At 62.1% G+C, this 17,527-nt stretch carries 11 protein-coding genes; 9 read left to right on the plus strand and 2 right to left on the minus strand.

Annotated features, from left to right (window positions below):
* The first annotated feature begins 172 nt into the window (after window positions 1-172).
* The 3 genes from RVY79_RS11525 (at window position 173) to eno (ending at window position 4,104) form a co-directional block, all read left to right on the plus strand.
* A complete protein-coding gene (locus tag RVY79_RS11525) occupies window positions 173-1,828 on the plus strand; it encodes a CTP synthase (RefSeq protein ID WP_317464309.1) in 1,656 nt (551 codons plus the stop codon).
* A 9-nt stretch (window positions 1,829-1,837) separates the two neighbouring features.
* Complete coding sequence (gene kdsA / locus RVY79_RS11530) at window positions 1,838-2,689, plus strand: 3-deoxy-8-phosphooctulonate synthase (protein ID WP_317464310.1); 852 nt, start codon at window positions 1,838-1,840, stop codon at window positions 2,687-2,689.
* A gap of 119 nt (window positions 2,690-2,808) precedes the next feature.
* On the plus strand, window positions 2,809-4,104 hold the full coding sequence (gene eno / locus RVY79_RS11535) for a phosphopyruvate hydratase (protein ID WP_317464312.1): 1,296 nt from the start codon (window positions 2,809-2,811) through the stop codon (window positions 4,102-4,104).
* 549 nt (window positions 4,105-4,653) lie between these two features.
* On the opposite strand, the gene fdxA is transcribed toward eno, so the two are convergent.
* Entirely contained in the window at window positions 4,654-4,977 is a 324-nt protein-coding gene (gene fdxA / locus RVY79_RS11540; RefSeq protein ID WP_317464314.1) for a ferredoxin FdxA, read from the minus strand.
* A gap of 173 nt (window positions 4,978-5,150) precedes the next feature.
* Window positions 5,151-7,730, minus strand: a complete 2,580-nt coding sequence (mutS, locus tag RVY79_RS11545) for a DNA mismatch repair protein MutS (RefSeq protein WP_317464316.1) — start codon at window positions 7,728-7,730, stop codon at window positions 5,151-5,153.
* A 411-nt stretch (window positions 7,731-8,141) separates the two neighbouring features.
* Here mutS and RVY79_RS11550 point away from each other — a divergent pair, with 411 nt between their 5' ends.
* From RVY79_RS11550 to RVY79_RS11575, 6 genes are all read left to right on the plus strand, one after another.
* Window positions 8,142-11,066: an AsmA family protein gene (locus RVY79_RS11550; protein WP_317464318.1), complete on the plus strand. Its 2,925-nt coding sequence runs from the start codon at window positions 8,142-8,144 to the stop codon at window positions 11,064-11,066.
* Between the two features lie 99 nt (window positions 11,067-11,165).
* Window positions 11,166-11,687: a CinA family protein gene (locus tag RVY79_RS11555; protein ID WP_317464320.1), complete on the plus strand. Its 522-nt coding sequence runs from the start codon at window positions 11,166-11,168 to the stop codon at window positions 11,685-11,687.
* Window positions 11,688-11,825: 138 nt separating this feature from the next.
* Window positions 11,826-12,902: a recombinase RecA gene (gene recA / locus RVY79_RS11560; protein WP_317464322.1), complete on the plus strand. Its 1,077-nt coding sequence runs from the start codon at window positions 11,826-11,828 to the stop codon at window positions 12,900-12,902.
* A gap of 2 nt (window positions 12,903-12,904) precedes the next feature.
* Window positions 12,905-13,363, plus strand: coding sequence for a regulatory protein RecX (locus tag RVY79_RS11565; RefSeq protein ID WP_317464323.1), 459 nt, complete (start codon window positions 12,905-12,907; stop codon window positions 13,361-13,363).
* Window positions 13,364-13,570: 207 nt separating this feature from the next.
* Complete coding sequence (gene alaS / locus RVY79_RS11570) at window positions 13,571-16,177, plus strand: alanine--tRNA ligase (protein ID WP_317464325.1); 2,607 nt, start codon at window positions 13,571-13,573, stop codon at window positions 16,175-16,177.
* Window positions 16,178-16,256: 79 nt separating this feature from the next.
* Window positions 16,257-17,501 (plus strand): aspartate kinase, encoded by a 1,245-nt coding sequence (locus RVY79_RS11575; protein WP_317464327.1) that lies wholly within the window; start codon window positions 16,257-16,259, stop codon window positions 17,499-17,501.
* Window positions 17,502-17,527: the final 26 nt, after the last annotated feature.

Consider the following 17,527-nt stretch of genomic DNA (forward strand, 5'->3'; position numbering starts at 1 on the left):
CCGAAGCCCGAAGCCCGAAGCCCGAAGCCCGAAGCCCGAAGCCCGAAGCCCGAAGCCCGAAGCCCGAAGCCCGAAGCTCAAATTGAGCGTTCTGGGCGAATCTGCTATTCTGGCGTCCCATCCAGGCCCGGTTTTCTCCACGGCCTTCAGATCACGTTTCGACAGGTTTTCCATGACGCGATATATCTTCGTGACCGGCGGTGTTGTGTCCTCACTCGGCAAGGGCATCGCCTCCGCCTCCCTCGCGGCGATCCTCGAGGCGCGCGGCCTCAAGGTCACCATCCTCAAGCTGGACCCGTACATCAATGTCGATCCCGGCACGATGAGCCCGTTCCAGCACGGCGAGGTGTTCGTCACCGAAGATGGCGCCGAAACCGATCTCGACCTGGGGCATTACGAGCGTTTCATCCGCACCAAGATGACCCAGAGCAACAACTTCACCACTGGGCGCGTCTACGAGCACGTGCTGCGCAAGGAGCGCCGCGGCGATTATCTGGGTGGAACCGTGCAGGTGATTCCGCATATCACCGACGAGATCAAGCGCCGAGTCTATGAAGGCGGTGATGGTTTCGATGTCGCGCTGGTGGAAATCGGCGGCACGGTGGGTGATATCGAATCGCTGCCGTTTCTCGAGGCGACGCGTCAGATTCGCAGCGAGAAGGGCGCCAGCCAGGCACTCTTCATGCATCTCACGCTGGTCCCCTACATCAAGACCGCCGGCGAGACCAAGACCAAGCCGACTCAGCACAGCGTCAAGGAACTGCGCTCCATCGGCATCCAGCCGGATATCCTCATCTGCCGTAGCGAAGTCGAGCTCGAGGAAAGCGAGCGGCGCAAGATCGCGCTGTTCACCAACGTCGAGGAGCGCGCGGTGGTGCCGCTGCAGGATGCCGATACCATTTATCGCATCCCGCTGATGCTGCATGAGCATGGCCTGGACGACATCATCTGCGACAAGCTGCGCCTCGAGGCCGACGAGGTCGATCTCGGCGAATGGGTGCACGTCCTGGATGCCAAGCTGAATCCGCTAAAGTCAGTCAACATCGCCATGGTCGGCAAGTACATGGAGCTGCTCGACGCCTACAAGTCGCTCAATGAGGCGTTGATCCATGCTGGTATTCAGGGGCGGGTTAAGGTCAACATCGACTATATCGACTCCGAGGACATCGAACACCATGGTACCGAACGCCTAGCCGGCAAGGATGCCATTCTGGTGCCCGGCGGCTTCGGCGAGCGTGGCGTGGAAGGCAAGATCGCCACCGCCCGTTATGCCCGCGAAAATAAAGTGCCGTACCTGGGCATCTGTCTGGGCATGCAGGTGGCTGTCATCGAATATGCGCGCCATGTTGCGGGTTGGGCGGATGCCAACTCCACCGAATTCACCCACGACACACAGCATCCGGTAGTGGGGCTGATTACCGAATGGGTCACGCCCGAGGGCAAGATCGAGCTGCGCGATGCGGCATCCGACCTGGGCGGCACCATGCGGCTCGGCGGACAGGTGTGCCACCTCAAGCCGGGGACCCGGGCGCATGCGGCCTATGGCCTGGAAGACATCACCGAACGCCATCGTCATCGCTTCGAGGTCAATAACCAGTTCGTCGAGGCCCTGGAAGACGCCGGGCTGGTAATTTCCGGCAAGAGCGCCGACCACTCTCTGGTCGAGATGATTGAACTACCCGATCACCCTTGGTATGTGGCGTGTCAGTTCCACCCGGAATTCACCTCCACGCCGCGTGATGGCCATCCTTTGTTCTCCGGTTTCATCAACGCTGCGCTGGAGTACAAGGCTGCGGCCGCGCGGGCACGTGCACAACAGCCGAGCTGAGGAAACACTATGGCCGAGACATCCAAACAGATTGAATTTGCCGGCCTGAGGGCCGGCAATTCATTGCCGCTGACGCTGTTCGGTGGCATGAACGTGCTCGAGTCCCGCGAGATGGCACTGGAAGTCGCCGAGGCCTATGTCGAAGTGACGCAGCGCCTGGGTATGCCCTATGTGTTCAAGTCGAGTTTCGACAAGGCCAATCGCAGCTCGATCCACTCCTATCGTGGCCCGGGGCTGGAAAAGGGCCTCGAATGGCTGGACGAGATCAAGTCGCGCTTTAACGTGCCGGTGATCACCGACGTACACGAGCCCTGGCAGGCCAAGCCGGTGGCCGAAGTGGCGGATGTCATCCAGTTGCCGGCCTTCCTGGCCCGCCAGACCGATTTGGTGGTGGCGATGGCCGAGACCGGTGCGGCGATCAACATCAAAAAGCCGCAATTCATCGCCCCGCATGAGATGCGTCATATCATTCGCAAGTGCGAGGAAGCCGGCAACTCACGGCTGATACTCTGCGAGCGCGGCTCCAGCTTCGGCTACAACAACCTGGTGGTCGACATGCTGGGCTTCGGTGAAATGAAAAAGACGGGCTATCCGGTGTTCTTCGATGTCACTCATGCGCTGCAGCAACCCGGTGGCCGCGCCGATAGCGCCGACGGACGTCGTGCGCAAGTCGCCGAGCTGGCGCGTGCGGGCGTTGCAGTGGGATTGGCAGGGCTGTTCCTCGAGGCGCATCCCGACCCCGATAATGCCAAGTGCGATGGCCCCTGCGCCTTGCCCTTGACGCGCCTCGAAGGTTTCTTGAGCCAACTCAAGTCGATCGACGACATGGTCAAGGGTTTCGCACCCCTGAAAATCGACTGAGATACCGACGCATGCGATAGTCGAGTAAACGACGAGCGGAGCCGCCCGTAGCGGTCAGCGTGATCGCTACCCACTCGATATGCTGAAACGACCCATCGTTAACACGAGGATGACTCGCAATGGCTGAGATCAAAGATATCCACGCGCTCGAGGTGCTGGACTCCCGCGGCAATCCGACCGTTCAGGCCGATGTAGTGCTGGCGAGTGGCGTGCGTGGCACGGCGTGCGCGCCGAGCGGCGCCTCCACCGGCTCACGCGAGGCGCTGGAGCTGCGCGACGGAGATAAGTCGCGCTATCTGGGCAAAGGCGTGCTCAAGGCGGTCGAAGCCGTCAATGGCAGGATCCGTGATGCTTTGGTGGGCAAGGATGCGCTCGATCAGCGTGGCCTGGATAACGCCATGCTCGAGCTGGATGGCACCGACAACAAGGCGGGGCTTGGCGCCAACGCTATTCTCGCCGTGTCGCTTGCCGCGGCCAAGGCGGCTGCCATCGAGAAGGGTGTGCCACTCTACGCGCACATTGCCGAGCTGTACGGCCAGCCGGGCCAGTTCCGTATGCCGGTGCCGATGATGAATATCCTCAATGGCGGCGAGCATGCCGACAACAACGTCGATATTCAGGAATTCATGATTCAGCCGGTCGGTGCGCCCGACTTCCGCGAAGCGCTGCGCATGGGCGCCGAGATCTTCCATACCCTGAAGAAGGTGCTCGCCGCGCGCGGTCTGTCGACTTCAGTGGGCGACGAGGGCGGTTTCGCCCCCAACCTGGCCTCCAATGCCGAGGCCCTGGCAGTGATCCAGGAGGCCGTGGAAAAGGCTGGCTACACCTTGGGCAAGGACGTGACCCTGGCACTGGACTGCGCCTCCTCGGAGTTCTACCAGGACGGTCAGTACAACCTCTCGGGCGAGGGCAAGTCCTACGATGCGGCAGGTTTCGTCGACTATCTCGCGGCACTGTGCGATCAATACCCGATCGTCTCCATCGAGGACGGCATGGACGAGTCCGACTGGGCCGGCTGGAAGGCCTTGACCGAGAAGTTGGGCAACAAGATTCAGTTGGTCGGCGACGATCTGTTCGTCACCAACACGCGGATCCTGAAGCGCGGCATCGACGAGCACATCGGTAACTCCATCCTGATCAAGTTCAACCAGATCGGCTCGCTCTCTGAGACGCTGGATGCCATCAAAATGGCGCAGGATGCCGGCTTTACGGCGGTCATCTCGCACCGCAGCGGCGAGACCGAAGACACCACCATTGCCGATCTGGCTGTGGGCACGTCCGCCGGCCAGATCAAGACCGGCTCGCTGTGCCGCAGTGATCGCGTGGCCAAGTACAACCGCTTGCTGGTCATCGAGCAGGCTCTGGAAGGCCAGGCGGCCTACCCCGGTCTGGCCGCGATCAAGGGCCAAGGCTGACACTGGCACGATACTCGTCTATATGACGTTACGTTTGCAGCATCCACGGCGGCCTCCAGGGCCGCCGTGGGTGTTTTGGGAGTAAGCATTATCTCCACTTTTTGTAAGAGATTTCCTACAAAAAATGCCCTCAATGTGTGATAAACCATATGGCTGGCATGCTAGGTAGGTTTTAATTTTTCCTATCTGCATGTTTTTAAAAATAATTTTTCATGAGGCGCTGACTGTCTGCTGGTCGGGGGTGATCAGGTGACCCGCTTGCCGCGATGGCGATGTTTGGTAACAATGCGTGGCACAGGATGAGCAAAGGCATTGCTTACCTGGAGGCAGATTGGGATGCAGCAGGGTGCGCCTGTCGTGGAGGGAGCCCATGGCAGGCATGGAGCGCACCTAGGGAGTCGAGCGGAGGGATCCGCTCAGGGATGAATGGGATGCAGCGGCCTTCGGGCCGCTTTTTTTTTGTCTTGCCGTTGCCCTGTCGGCCAAAAAAAGCCGGCCTCGTCGAAAGGCCGGCGTTGCGTGGCGCGCCGAGGCAGTTGGCAACCAGCGTCAGCGTTCGAGATATTGCCGCTTGTCGGCGGTGCCGTCCCACTGCTCAGCGTCGGGCAGGGGGTCTTTCTTTTCGCTGATATTGGGCCAGACTTCGGAAAGCTCAGCGTTGAGCTCGGTAAAGTCCTTCTGATCCTCCGGAAGCTCATCTTCCGAATATATCGCCTCGGCCGGACATTCGGGCTCGCACAGCGCGCAGTCGATACACTCGTCGGGATGAATCACCAGGAAGTTGGGCCCTTCGTAGAAGCAGTCCACGGGACAGACTTCGACGCAGTCGGTGTATTTGCAGCGAATGCAGTTTTCGGTGACGACGAATGTCATGAGGATCTCCTGGATCTCGGTCGCGGCAGCGCCCAAGAGTGACAGTACGGTTATAAACGGGCGGCGATTTATAATGGCGTATTCTAATGGCGCCACATTTTAGTCGCGCCCCCGGCGCGCGGGCAAGCCAGCGCCATAAACGTTTTGGAATGGCCTCATAGCTAAAAGCCCCTTCAGCATTGTTCACGCCACTCGTAGAGCAAGGCCATGGCCTGGCGTGGGGAAAGATCATCAAGGTCGAGCTTTTCCAGGGCCTCGATGACTGGATGCGGCGCACTGGCGAAAAGGTCTGCTTGTTGCGGCTTGGACGCGTTGCCCTCGTGCATCCCGTGACGAGCGCCGGTTTGATGGACTTCCTGCTGCTCCAGGGTGGCGAGCTTCTCGCGTGCTCGTGCCACGACGCGTGGCGGCACGCCAGCGAGCTGCGCGACCTGCAGGCCGTAGCTCTGGCTCGCGGGTCCTTCCTCGACACGGTGCATGAAGACGATCCCGTCCTGATGTTCGGCGGCCGTCAGATGCACGTTGGCCACGCCGTCGTAGGGTTCCGTCAGGGCGGTCATCTCGAAGTAGTGTGTGGCGAAGAGCGTGAACGCGCGCCGCTCGACCAAGTGTTCGGCGCTGGCCCAGGCCAGCGAGAGGCCGTCGAAGGTGCTGGTGCCGCGACCGATCTCGTCCATCAGTACCAGGCTGTGCTCGGTAGCATTGTGCAGGATGGTCGCGGTTTCGGTCATCTCCACCATGAAGGTCGAACGGCCGCCGGCCAGGTCGTCGCTTGAGCCGATACGCGTGAAGATGCGATCCACGGGGCCGATTTCGGCATCGTCGGCGGGCACGCAGCTGCCGGTATGCGCGAGCAGCGCAATCAATGCCGCTTGGCGCATGTAGGTGGACTTCCCGCCCATATTGGGCCCGGTGATGACCAGCAGGCGTCGCGTTTCGTCCAGCATCAGATCGTTGGGCACGAACGGGTGGTCGCTGACGTGCTCAACCACGGGATGGCGCCCGCCACGAATGCGCAGGCCGGGTTGATCGCTCAGGCGAGGACGCACGAAATCCAGCGCCAGGGCGCGTTCGGCGAAACATGCCAGCACGTCGAGGGTTGCCAGGGCGCGTGCTGTGCCCTGCAGTGCTTGAAGGTCGACGTTGAGCGTTTCCAGCAACCCGTCGTAGAGCAGTTTTTCGCGCGCCAGTGAGCGTGACTTGGCCGAGAGTGCCTTGTCCTCGAATTCCTTGAGTTCTGGGATGATGAAGCGTTCGGCGTTTTTCAGCGTCTGGCGACGAATATACTCGGTTGGGGCCTCGCGGGCCTGGGCGCGTGGGATCTCTATGAAGTAACCGTGGACGCGGTTGTAGCCGACCTTGAGGCCGGTCAGGCCGGTGCGTTCGCGCTCGCGAGTTTCGAGCTCGACCAGGTAGTCGCCGGCGTGCTCGGCTAGGCCACGGTATTCGTCGAGTTCCTCGTCGAAACCTGTGGCGATCACCCCGCCGTCGCGGATCACCACCGGCGGGTTGTCGACCAGGGCGCGAGTCAGCGTCTCGGCCAGCTCAGGGTATGGTTGGATATGGCGCTTGAGTTCGTCGATGGCGGTGCCAGCGTCGAGCTCGGCCAGATCGCGCTCCAGCGATGGCAGGGCGTTGAGGGCGTCGCGCAGGCGTGCCAGGTCACGTGGCCGGGCACTATAGAGGGCTACACGGGCGAGGATGCGCTCGATGTCACCGATCGCTTTGAGCGGCTCGCGCAGCGCGGCATAACGGTCGCCGTCGATGAGACACTGTACCGCCGCCTGACGCCCCTGGACCTGGGCGGTGTCGCGCAGCGGCCGGTTTAGCCAGCGCTTCAACTGACGCGAGCCCATGGCCGTAGCGGTGGTATCCAACACGCTGGCCAGCGTGTTCTCGAAGCCGCCGCCGAGGTTGATGTCGATCTCGAGGTTGCGACGACTGGCGGCGTCGATCACTACCGCTTCGTCGCGGGTCTCCACGGCGATGCCTGTGACATGGGGCAGGCGCGAGCGCTGGGTGTCGCGGGCGTAGTCGATGAGCACACCGGCGGCGGTCAGCGCGGTGGTGAGATGCGCGCAGCCGAAGCCGCGCAAGTCGGCGACGCCGAATTGATCGCACAGCAAGCGCTGCGCGCTCTCCAGATCGAACAGCCAGTCGCCCTGGCGGCGAAAGCCAGGGCGCTCTGCGAGAGCAGGTGGTAATGAAAGACTCTCCGCGGCGAGCAGTTCGGCGGGGTCGAGGCGCTGGATCTCGGACAGCAGATCGCTCTCGCCATCGACTTCGAGCACGCTGAAATGGCCGCTTGAAAGCTCTAGCCAGGCTAGGCCCCAGCGCTCGCCGTGAGGATGCACGGCAAGCACGAGATTGTCGCGGCGTGCGTCGAGCAGGGCTTCGTCGTGCAGGGTGCCGGGCGTGACGATGCGCACGACCTGGCGATCGACGGGGCCCTTGGCCGTGCTGGGGTCGCTCATCTGCTCGCAGATGGCCACCGATTCCCCGGATTTGACCAGCCGCGCCAGATAGCCTTCGGCGCTATGATACGGCACCCCGGCCATGGGGATCGGCTTGCCCCCCGATTGGCCGCGCTGGGTCAGCGTGATGTCGAGCAATTGCGCGGCGCGCTTGGCGTCTTCATAAAACAGCTCGTAGAAATCACCCATGCGATAGAAGAGCAGCACCTCGGGATGCTCGCGCTTGATCTTCAGGTACTGGACCATCATCGGGGTATGCTGGGCAGAGGCCTGGCTCATGCGAATCCTTGTCGTGCGGGTGGCTGATGTTGCCAAATGGAAGAAGGCGACATGGCGCGGGATGGCCTGTAAGTGTTCGCCAAAGCCTCTATTCTACGCATTCGGGGGGGCGGCGTCAGTGGCATACCGTTTAAGGTGCCAACCGAGAAATACGACATGGCGTCGTCAATTTTGAAGAATTCGGCGCTGGTTTCGATGACGAAGGCACGGTCGATACTTGGAATGTCAATGATGACGGCATGCTAGACGAAAACGAGTGTAGTGGTCGGATGCTTGCGCGCCCTCAGGTTGATCGCTATTTCGTCGTTTTCAGGAGCAGGCGAGTCGGCATATCTGCCGAGCCGGAGCGTCTACACTCCTACTCATGTGCTCGATAAACAAGAGGACGTGGAGCGCAGGACGCGTAGCTAAATGGACCAGGGAGTGGACGTGGTCAAGGCATCTCGACGAATTCTCGTAACGCTGGTCTGCACCGTGGCGTTAGCGGTGGCCGGTATTTCCCTCCTCGAGTCGCAGTGGGCCCGCGAATGGCTGGAAGGTCAGGTTAGTCAGCACCTCAATGACCGTAGTGTCGAGATCGGCAGTCTGGACATAGACTGGGGCTGGCCACTGACGGTGCGACTCGAGGAGATCACCGTTGCCAATCCCGACTGGGCACCGCATGATCGGATGCTGGCTGTCGGGGCTCTGGATATCGCGGTGAATCCTAGTGCGCTGCTGACCGGGCAGCTCGAGCTGCAACGGCTCGTGCTAACCCGGCCGGTCGTCCATCTCGCCAGGCGTGAAGACGGCACATCGAACTGGGCAGCGCTGATCGGTACGGGTCAAGACAGCGGTGGAGGGCTTGGCATCAGCCCCGATATCGTCAGGGTCGATAAAGGGCAACTGACCTACTGGGACCCTAACCTGCAGGCGGATCTCAGCGCCAGCTTTCATACCCGTAGCGGCGATGGCGACCCACGCGAACTGCTGGTCGAAGCGCAGGGTCGTTTACAGGGACTGCCGCTCGAATTCAGCGGTCACGGCGGCGCGCCGTCCCAGGCCCTGGCAGGCAACGAAAACAATGCGTACCCGATCACCCTGGAGGGCCATCTCGGCCAGTTGCAGGCACGCTTCGATGGCCGGCTGCGCGATGTTTCCAGGCCGGCCAGCCTGGAGGGGCAGCTCGATGTGTCCGCGCCTCGGGCAGCGAACCTGGCAAAAATGCTCGGTCGTCCCGCGCTGGAGTTGCCCTCCCTCGAACTTCACGGTCGGATTAGCCACCGGGATCAGCAGTGGGCCCTGCGGAGCGCTACGATCCAGTTGGGGGAGGCCCAGGCGCAAGGCGAGATCAGCATCGCTCTGGGTGGAGAGCGGCCCACGATCGATGCCCAACTCGATATCGATCACCTGGACCTGGCTTGGATGGACGTGACGCAGAGTGGCAATCAGCCAGCGTCTCATGAGGCTGACGAGCTCGGCCCGGACGCTGCCTGGAACCGCCAGTTGGCGGAAGGGCTCGAGCCATTGCGGCGGTTCAATGCCCAGGCCAACCTGTCGATAGGTCGGCTGAGTTACGGTGCGACTCAACTGCGCAATGTGGCGTTACAGGGCAGCCTCGAGGCGGGGCGTCTGGATATACGCAATCTGCATCTGGAGCAGGACCAGGGCGCGCTGACGGCCCAAGGCGAACTGAGCATTCAGCCGCACACCCTGGGCGGCACTATCGATGCGCAACTGTCCCGCTTCGACTTGGGCGAGGCGCTGGCACCGCTGGGCAATGAAGACCTGGGAACGCTGGACGGCCGGCTGCATGCCCGGCTCGAGGATGGAGAGCTGGTGGCGGACGATACCTCGCTCGACTACCGCCTGCCTGCGCAGGATCTGTTTCTGCACATCAACGCCGATGCCGCCGATCTGGCGGGAAGCCCGGTGCCGGGGGTGCGTTTGCAGGGCCATGGCCGGCACAACGGCAAGTCTTTCGAATACGACCTGAAGGTTGGGCCGCTACTCAATCTGCGCAACCCCGACAAGCCCTATCCCGTGCGCGGACAGATCACCTCCGGTCAGTCCGAGCTGCATGTCGATGGCACCATCGAGAAGCCACTGGAGCTTGGCCGGATCCAGGCCTCGTTTCGTCTGTCTGGGCCCAATCCGGCCCGTCTCAATACGTTGACCGGGCTCAATTTTCCGGCCCTGCCACCTTACGAGCTGCAGGGACAGTTGCGAGTCAGCGACGACCTGGTTCGGCTGCTTAATATGGACGGTACCTTTGGCAACAGTAATATCAGCGGTGATGTTCGTCTGCGCTTGGGTGAGCCCGACATGCTGTGGGCGACGCTGCACTCGCAGCGCCTGGACCTGGACGATCTGGCCCTACTCGTCGGCAATGCGCCGGAGACGGGCGGCGCAGAAACGGCCTCGTCGGTCCAGCGGGTGCGGGCCCGCCAGGAGGCAGGACGGCCGGGGCTATTCTCTGATCGGGAGTGGAATGTTCACGGCTGGAGCAGCATGGATGCCGAGGTTCGCTATACGGCGGACAACGTCAATGCCGAGCACGTGCCGTTGTCCAACGTATCGCTGGACTTGACCCTGGAGAATGGCGTGCTGAGGTTCGATCCACTGCGCATGGGGCTCGGCGGCGGGACCGTCGTTGCCCGGTTGCGGGCGGATTCCAGTGGCGATGCGTTGGCCGGTAACCTCGACCTGTCGGCACGCCGGGTCAATCTCTCTCCCATCTTGCGTCGCGCTAGCCTGCCGGATATCGCCTCCGATTCAGCGGGTACGCTGGGTGGCCAGGCAAAGGTGCGTTTCATCGGCGGCTCGATGGATGAACTCATGGCGAGCCTCAATGGCCGTTTGGAGTTGGCGATGTCCGGAGGGCGGCTGGACATGCTATTGATAGAGGGCGTTGGCCTCGATGTTGGCGAAGGGCTGCTGGCCACCCTGTCGAATGCCGACAAGGTGCCCATGCGCTGTGCCTATGTTCGCCTCGATGCCGAGAACGGCGTTGCCGCGGTCGAGCGGTTCTTCATCAGCACCGTCGACTCGAACATTACCGGTGCCGGGGAAATCGACCTCGACCATGAACGGCTGGAACTCGTCTTCGAGGCGCATCCTAAGGACCCCAGCCTGCTGGCTTCCGATTCTCCGGTGAGGGTGCAGGGACCCATCACCGATCCACGGATCGAGGTGGTGTCGCGTGAGTTGATCGGGCGTGTCGTGCTCTCGGCGTTGAGCGCCCTGGTGGCGCCGCCGCTGGCGATTCTACCCTGGCTCGAACCGGGGTTGGGCGAAGGTGCTGGACCTGGTTGCCGCCAGGTGCTCGAGAAATCCCGGGCCAAACACGCGGGATGACCGTCGTGACATGACTTCTGCTAAGCTGTCGAGCGGCTACCCGGTCTGTTCAGGGCGGTCTTTCCAGCGCGCAGACTCTACCTGCGGAGAAGCATCTTTATGAGCAGTAATCAGGCCCCGGTGGGGGGCGACCTTATGACGTTGAGCGAACGTCTTCAGCGCGTCTGCCTGCGGCGTGATGTCAGCGTGACGGCGGCGGAGTCCTGTACCGGTGGCGGCGTGGCCAGTGCGATTACCGACATCGCCGGTAGCTCTGCATATTTCGAGACCGGATACGTGACCTATTCCAACGCCGCCAAGACCCGCTTGCTGGGCGTGTCGGAAGCAATTCTCGACACCCACGGCGCGGTGAGTCGCGAGACGGTCGAGGCGATGGTGGCAGGTGCTTGTCGGGACAGCGGCGCCACGTTGGGAGTGGCGATCAGTGGGGTCGCAGGCCCCGGCGGTGGTAGCCCCGACAAGCCCGTAGGCACGGTATGGTTCGCCTGGGGCGACGCGCAAGTACAAGAGAGTGAGTGCCATCATCTGCCGGGTACGCGTGACGCAGTACGTGGAAAGGCAGTGCGCATGGCGCTGATCGGCCTGATCGACAGGCTTGAGAAGGCGATATCGCCAGCGTGATATCGGATAGTAAACAGAGGTAGGCGGCGAGGAATTTTTTCGTCATACTACTGTCTAGTCATACAGTATTTTACGGTTGGCGCCGACATGCGTTTGCGCCACCGTGCGAGCTTCGACGTCCTTCGATAGGAGACCTTCATGGCACAGGACGATAACCGTTCCAAGGCGCTCAACGCTGCGCTTTCCCAGATCGAGCGCCAGTTCGGCAAGGGCGCCGTGATGCGTCTTGGTGATACGCCGCGCGTGGCGCTGCCCGCGATATCCACCGGATCGTTGGGGCTGGATATTGCGCTTGGTGTGGGCGGCTTGCCACTGGGCCGCGTGGTCGAGATCTTTGGCCCTGAGTCCTCGGGCAAGACCACGATGACGCTGTCGGTGATCGCTCAGGCACAAAAGCAAGGCAAGACCTGCGCCTTCGTCGATGCCGAGCACGCGCTGGACCCCAGCTACGCCGAAAAGCTGGGCATCAATCTCGACGATTTGTTGGTCTCGCAGCCGGATACCGGCGAGCAGGCACTGGAAATTTGCGACATGCTGGTACGCTCCGGCGGCGTCGACGTCATCGTCGTCGATTCGGTCGCTGCCCTCACGCCGCGTGCCGAGATCGAGGGTGAAATGGGCGACGCCCATGTCGGCCTGCAGGCGCGCTTGATGTCCCAGGCGCTGCGCAAGATCACCGGCAACATCAAGAACGCCAATTGCATGGTGATGTTCGTCAACCAGATCCGCATGAAAATCGGCGTGATGTTCGGTAGTCCCGAGACCACCACCGGCGGCAACGCGTTGAAATTCTATTCCAGTGTGCGCCTCGATATCCGCCGTACCGGCTCGGTGAAGCAGGGTGACGAGGTGACCGGCAATGAAACCCGCGTCAAGGTGGTCAAGAACAAAGTGGCGCCCCCGTTCCGCCAGGCCGAGTTCCAGATCCTCTATGGCAAGGGTATCTACCATGCCGGCGAGGTCATCGATCTAGGGGTGCAGCAGGGCTTGGTCGACAAGGCAGGTGCCTGGTACAGCTACCAAGGCAGCAAGATCGGTCAAGGCAAGGCCAATGCCGCTCAGTTCCTCGAGGACAATCCGGCGATCATGGATGAGGTCGAAGGCGAGATTCGCGCACGCTTGCTGTCCACGCCCAAGGCGGAGGACGACAAGCCGGCGGAAGGCGCGAGCGAAGATAAGGCCGCGGCGACCCAGGACGACGATAGCCTTCTGTAACCATGGATAAGCAAGAGACGACACCTCGCGACGATGCCATCCGCCTGTTGGCACGTCGCGATTACTCGCGGGCTGAGCTGGTGTCGCGGCTGACGTCACGAGGGCATGAACGTGCCGACATCGCGTTGGCGCTGGATGGTCTGGCCGAGGAAGGCTTGCAGTCCGACGCGCGCTTCGCCGAGCAGTTCGTGCGCTCGCGTGTGTTTCGTGGGCAAGGGGAAATGAAGATTCGCGCCGAGTTGAGTTCGCGTGGTGTCAGCGACGAGATGGCGCGCGAGGCACTCGAAAGCGAGGCCCCCGATTGGCATCGCCTGGCCTGTGAGGCCTTGGCCAAGCGTTTCGATTCCCCCGGCCGCGAGCCTCGCGAGCGCGCCAAGCGTGAGCGGTTTCTGGCCTCGCGCGGGTTCGATTTCGACCAGGTGCGCCATGCCATGGCGCATGCTTGGGATACGGATCCTTAGCGCACATATTACCCTGCATGTGCCTTCCGCCGGTATGCCGGCACCTCTTTAGTCCCCCGCCGAACGCGTTATACTAGTGCGCCTTGCGATGGTTCGGGGCGACTCGTTTTCCGTCATTCGCCGACTTTCGCGTTTCTCGCCCACCGCTTGTCCGGTCGGGCCGCGCGTGCCCGCGCAGCGCCTAACGCACACCGCCACGGAATTTCTATGAAAAGCGCAGACATCAGACAAGCCTTTCTGACGTTCTTCGAGGAGCACGGCCATACCATCGTGCCGTCGAGCTCGCTCGTGCCTAGCAACGACCCGACGTTGCTGTTCACCAATGCCGGCATGGTGCCGTTCAAGGACGTCTTCCTGGGACGTGATCCGCGCCCCTATGTACGTGCCACCTCCGCGCAGCGTTGCGTGCGTGCCGGGGGTAAGCACAACGATCTGGATAACGTCGGCTATACCGCGCGCCACCATACGTTCTTCGAGATGCTTGGCAACTTCAGCTTCGGCGATTATTTCAAGCGCGACGCGATCGGCTTCGCGTGGACCTTCCTGACGGAGCGCCTGGGGCTGCCCGCCGACAAGCTGTGGGTCACCGTTCACGTCAGCGACGACGAAGCCGAGCGTATCTGGAAGGATGAGGTCGGCATCGACCCGGCGCGCTTCTCCAAGCTCGATGAAGACAACTTCTGGCAGATGGGCGATACCGGCCCCTGTGGTCCGTCCTCGGAGATCTTCTACGATCATGGGCCCGAGGTCGCGGGTGGCCCACCGGGGAGCCCCGACGAGGACGGTGATCGCTACATCGAGATTTGGAACCTGGTGTTCATGCAGTTCGATCGCGACAGTGGTGGGACGCTGAACCCGCTGCCCAAGCCGTCCATCGATACCGGCATGGGCCTGGAGCGCGTCGCGGCGGTCATGCAGGGCGTGCATTCCAATTACGAGATCGACCTGTTCCAGAATCTGCTCGATGCCTCGGCGGAAGCCACGGGCTACGCGGATACTCGCGCGCCGTCGCTGCGCGTGATCGCCGATCATATCCGCTCCTGCGCTTTCTTGATCACCGATGACGTACTGCCGTCCAACGAAGGGCGCGGTTATGTGCTACGGCGTATCATTCGTCGTGCCATCCGCCACGGCCACAAGCTCGGTACGCGCGAGCCGTTCTTCCATAAGCTGGTGGCGGCGCTGGATGCCGAGATGGGCGATGCCTATCCGGAACTGCGCAAGGCACGCACTCAGATCGAGAAGGTGCTGCTCAAGGAAGAAGAGCAGTTCGCGCGCACACTGGATCATGGCATGGGGCTGCTGACGGAGGCGCTGGATACGCTCGAGGGCGAGGTGCTGCCGGGTGAGACCGTCTTCAAGCTCTATGACACCTATGGTTTTCCGTTCGATTTGACCGCGGATGTCTGTCGCGAGCGTGGTGTGACGCCGGATGAGGTCGGCTTTCAGCGTGAGCTCGAGGCACAACGCGAGCGTGCCCGGGCGGCCAGTCAATTCGGTGCCGATTACACGGCGGCCCTGGAACTCGAGGGCGAAACGGCCTTCACCGGCTATGACCGCTTGGAAGACGAGGCCCGTGTCACTGCCTTGGTGGATCGCGAAGGCAATGCACTGACGGCACTCGAGGCCGGTCAACAGGGCGTCGTGGTGCTGGATCGTACGCCGTTTTATGGCGAATCGGGCGGGCAGGCCGGCGATACCGGTTACTTGAACGCCAATGGCACGCGTTTCCAGGTAACCGATACTCAAAAGCAGGGCGGGCACCATCTGCATCATGGCGTGCTCGTCGAGGGGCGGCTCGACGTGGGTGACAGCGTCACGCCACAGGTCGATGCCAGCTTGCGCGCGGCGACCATGCGCAACCATTCGGCGACGCACCTGTTACATGAGGCGCTCAAGCAAGTATTGGGTGAGCACGTACAGCAGAAGGGCTCGTTGGTGACGGCGGAGCGCCTGCGTTTCGATTTCAGCCACTTCGAGGCGATGACCCGGGCACAGCTCGATGAGGTCGAGCGCATCGTCAATGCGCAGATCCTCGCCAACGCCGACACGCGCACCGAGCAAATGACACTCGACGAGGCCAAGGCTAAAGGCGCCGCAGCGCTCTTTGAGGCCAAGTATGCCGACAGCGTGCGCGTGCTGACCATTGGTGCCGATGACTTCTCCATCGAACTTTGCGGCGGCACACACGTGGCGCGCAGCGGCGATATCGGTTGCTTCCATATTCTCAGTGAGACAGGAGTCGCCGCGGGCGTGCGCCGCGTCGAGGCTGTCACCGGCGAAGGCGCCTTGGCGTATTTCCGCGATCAGGAAGCCAAGGTCACGCGTGTCGCCGAGCAGCTCAAGGCCAAACCCGAGCAGGTAGAGTCGCGCCTCGAGGCGACGCTCGAGCGCAATCGCAGCCTGGAGAAGGAGCTCGAGCGGCTCAAGGCCAAGCTGGCGAGTGCCGCGAGCGGCGACATGCTGGCCGAGGTGCGTGAGGTGGCGGGCGTCAAATTGCTTGCCAAGCAGGTCGAAGGCATCGGTGGCAAGGAGCTGCGCGGCCTGCTCGATCAGCTCAAGAACAAGCTGGGGTCGGGGATCATCGTGCTGGGCGTGGCTGGTGACGAAAAGGTCAGCCTGATCGCCGGGGTGACTGATGACCTGACCACGCGCCTCAAGGCTGGCGACCTGGTCAAGCATGTGGCCGAGCAGGTCGGCGGCAAAGGCGGAGGTCGCGCTGACATGGCTCAGGCGGGAGGGTCGCAGCCGCAGGCGTTACCTGATGCCTTGGCAAGTGTACCGAGTTGGGTCGAAGCCCGGCTCGGCGAGTAAGATCGTGAAGAGGGTCGTGCGCATGGCGCCGGCCCTCTTCTTCATTCATGCTTGGGAAAACCACCACGGATAGGCAGCTATGGCGCTATACGTACAGAAGTTCGGGGGGACCTCGGTGGGCTCGGTGGAGCGCATCAAGGCCGTCGCCGACAAAGTGAAGCGATTCCGCGACGAAGGCCATCAGGTGGTCGTCGTGGTGTCGGCAATGAGCGGGGAAACCAATCGGCTGATCGATCTGGCCAGCCAGATCAATGATGAGCCCACGCCGCGCGAGATGGATATGCTGGTGTCCACCGGCGAGCAGGTCACCAGCTCGCTGCTGGCCATGGCCTTGCACAAGCTGGATGTGGCGGCGACGTCCTATACCGGCGGTCAGGTCGGCATCCAGACCGACAGCGCTCACACCAAGGCGCGTATCCAACGTATCGAGACCGACGACATTCAGGCCGATCTCGACGACGGCCAGGTCGTGGTCGTGGCCGGCTTCCAAGGCGTCGACGACGAGGGCAACATCACCACGTTGGGGCGCGGCGGTTCGGATACCACCGGCGTGGCGCTGGCAGCGGCGCTCAAGGCCGACGAGTGCCAGATCTACACCGATGTGGACGGCGTGTATACCACCGACCCGCGGGTATGCTCCAAGGCGCAACGCCTGTCCTCCATCACCGTCGAGGAAATGCTCGAACTTGCCAGCCTGGGCTCCAAGGTATTGCAGATTCGCGCCGTCGAGTTTGCAGGTAAATACAACGTGCCGCTGCGTGTGCTGTCCAGTTTCGAGGACGGCCCCGGCACCTTGATCGTCGCTGAAGAAGAAGAGGCCTCCATGGAAGAACCGCTGATCTCCGGTATTGCCTTCACCTCCAGTGAAGCCAAGCTGACGTTGCTCAACACTCCCGATGTGCCCGGTGTGGCCTCCAAGATCCTGGGGCCCATCGCCGACGCCAATATCGAAATCGACATGATCGTACAGAACGTGGCGCCGGCCGGGGACTACACCGACTTTACGTTCACCGTGGCCAAGAGCGATTTCAAACAGACGCAAAGCATCCTGCAGGATCAGGTGATCCCGGCGCTGGGCGGTGGCGAGCTGCGTGGCGATGAGAATATCGCTAAGGTCTCGTTGGTCGGCGTGGGCATGCGCTCACATGCCGGTGTGGCGTCCAAGATGTTCCGCGTGCTAGCCGAGGAAAACATCAATATTCGCATGGTTTCCACCTCGGAAATCAAGATTTCCGTGGTTATCGACGAGAAGCAGATGGAACTGGCCGTGCGCGCGTTACATACTGCTTTCGGGCTCGATAAAGACAGCATACAGGGCGAATAAGCAAAGAAATTTGGCCTTCCCGGCCC

The sequence above is a fragment of the Chromohalobacter sp. HP20-39 genome, from assembly GCF_033052815.1.
GTDB lineage: Bacteria > Pseudomonadota > Gammaproteobacteria > Pseudomonadales > Halomonadaceae > Chromohalobacter.

Excerpts from the sequence above, each read along its gene's own strand:
- kdsA (WP_317464310.1), top strand. The coding sequence starts at position 1,838 with ATGGCCGAGACATCCAAACAGATTGAATTTGCCGGCCTGAGGGCCGGC.
- alaS (WP_317464325.1), top strand. The coding sequence starts at position 13,571 with ATGAAAAGCGCAGACATCAGACAAGCCTTTCTGACGTTCTTCGAGGAG.
- RVY79_RS11575 (WP_317464327.1), top strand. The coding sequence starts at position 16,257 with ATGGCGCTATACGTACAGAAGTTCGGGGGGACCTCGGTGGGCTCGGTG.
- RVY79_RS11555 (WP_317464320.1), top strand. The coding sequence starts at position 11,166 with ATGAGCAGTAATCAGGCCCCGGTGGGGGGCGACCTTATGACGTTGAGC.
- eno (WP_317464312.1), top strand. The coding sequence starts at position 2,809 with ATGGCTGAGATCAAAGATATCCACGCGCTCGAGGTGCTGGACTCCCGC.
- RVY79_RS11565 (WP_317464323.1), top strand. The coding sequence starts at position 12,905 with ATGGATAAGCAAGAGACGACACCTCGCGACGATGCCATCCGCCTGTTG.
- RVY79_RS11525 (WP_317464309.1), top strand. The coding sequence starts at position 173 with ATGACGCGATATATCTTCGTGACCGGCGGTGTTGTGTCCTCACTCGGC.
- fdxA (WP_317464314.1), bottom strand. The coding sequence starts at position 4,977 with ATGACATTCGTCGTCACCGAAAACTGCATTCGCTGCAAATACACCGAC.
- RVY79_RS11550 (WP_317464318.1), top strand. The coding sequence starts at position 8,142 with ATGGACCAGGGAGTGGACGTGGTCAAGGCATCTCGACGAATTCTCGTA.
- recA (WP_317464322.1), top strand. The coding sequence starts at position 11,826 with ATGGCACAGGACGATAACCGTTCCAAGGCGCTCAACGCTGCGCTTTCC.
- mutS (WP_317464316.1), bottom strand. The coding sequence starts at position 7,730 with ATGAGCCAGGCCTCTGCCCAGCATACCCCGATGATGGTCCAGTACCTG.